At 41.5% G+C, this 1,206-nt stretch carries 2 protein-coding genes and 1 pseudogene; 2 read left to right on the top strand and 1 reads right to left on the bottom strand.

Annotation, left to right across the window (positions count from 1 at the left end; all coding sequences use genetic code 11):
• Nucleotides 1–208: pseudogene (locus CBG25_RS18785) on the bottom strand (hypothetical protein); the annotation flags it as partial.
• A gap of 245 nt (nucleotides 209–453) precedes the next feature.
• On the opposite strand from CBG25_RS18785, the gene CBG25_RS18780 reads away from it, so the two are divergent.
• Together CBG25_RS18780 and CBG25_RS18775 are read left to right on the top strand one after the other, a co-directional pair.
• On the top strand, nucleotides 454–801 hold the full coding sequence (locus CBG25_RS18780; RefSeq protein WP_290608571.1) for a transcriptional regulator: 348 nt from the start codon (nucleotides 454–456) through the stop codon (nucleotides 799–801).
• A complete protein-coding gene (locus tag CBG25_RS18775) occupies nucleotides 779–1,087 on the top strand; it encodes a transposase zinc-binding domain-containing protein (protein ID WP_290608570.1) in 309 nt (102 codons plus the stop codon). Before CBG25_RS18780 ends, CBG25_RS18775 begins: the two co-directional genes overlap by 23 nt.
• The last annotated feature ends 119 nt before the right edge of the window (nucleotides 1,088–1,206 follow it).

The following is a 1,206-nucleotide window of genomic DNA, read 5'->3' as shown; positions in this document are numbered from 1 at the left end:
CATCCAAAATCTCTGTGACAATAAATGCCCTACGTTCACCAATTTGCTTGAGATAATCGCAAAGGGAAACAGAACCCTCCAAGATAGGTAGATTTTGCGCTTTGACAAACTTACGTTTGGTGTGAGAAGGCGATTCCAGTTTGCGAGTAAATACGGTCATAAAAGATCTGCGTTTAAAACGAATAAAGCAAATTTTAATCGATAACATGAGCTTTTGCGACAGCCTCAGTAGCGGATTGGTGAGGTTTCACAACCTGTAAGAGAGGTCGCAACTATGGCTACCATTCAATCTTGCTCTAAATTTATTGATACTTATTGGATATTTCCTAAAAACTCCAACAAACCTTCTAGCAAAGTCTCATTCACACGTCATGACAGTCGTATATTCAAAGTGCTATTCAAGGATGATCGGCTTATCTGGGCTGGACGTACGCCAGTGATGGAGCGCGTAGCATGAGAATTGTTGACGTAAATCAAATAGAACAATTCAGCAATGTATTTCCTGAACTGACCACAAAAGAGCAGCTTGAGACAGCAATGTTATTCTCTCTTGGGCTATCAAAGAAAGAGATCGCATCTGCGAGGAATGTTGCCTATAGAACTGTGGAACATTCACTTGAAGATATCAAAGCAAGATATGATCTTTATTCACTAAACGATATGCTTTCAATATTTCAAGTTCGCTTATCATTTCTTGCTTTATCTGGTTGTTCAGTGAAAAAACCACAAGGAAGCAGCCTAGCGGCTGCAAATCGATATCGGGTAGAATGGTGGTACCTTGAACTTCTGGAAATCATATAAAATTACCCCCGTGCTTTCTGAATTCACTCCTCGCCCTCTAAAAACGTTGTTTCAGCGAAACGGTGCTTGGGCCGAACTGCTAAACACTTACCCACTGAGGCCTGTTGAAGTAGAAGTTGTCACCAAAATGCTAGCTTGTGGCACACCACTTATGGGAAGCCGCGAATTATGCTGTGAGAATACCCATTGTCCACATCGGCGCCTTATTTACCAAAGCTGTAAAGGTCGGGGATGCCCGAGCTGCGGCAAAAAGGCCACCGATATCTGGATCGCCACTATAAACTAGTTGCTGAATAGAGACTTGCATTTTTTGTCACGCTATTGAGAATAAAAAGAGGTTTAACTTAGAGAATAAAGGTTTGAAATGATCAACAAAGAGCGGCTGTTACGAGATAATCGTTTATG

Source organism: Arsenophonus sp. ENCA (assembly GCF_002287155.1).
In the GTDB taxonomy this organism is placed as follows: Bacteria; Pseudomonadota; Gammaproteobacteria; order Enterobacterales; family Enterobacteriaceae; genus Arsenophonus; species Arsenophonus nilaparvatae.
The sequence above is the reverse complement of the archived record's forward strand: the minus strand, read 5'-3'. Positions and strand labels throughout refer to the sequence as shown.

What these genes read in the sequence shown, in the direction of transcription:
- CBG25_RS18780 (WP_290608571.1), top strand. Translation starts at nt 454, where the DNA reads ATGAGAATTGTTGACGTAAATCAAATAGAACAATTCAGCAATGTATTT.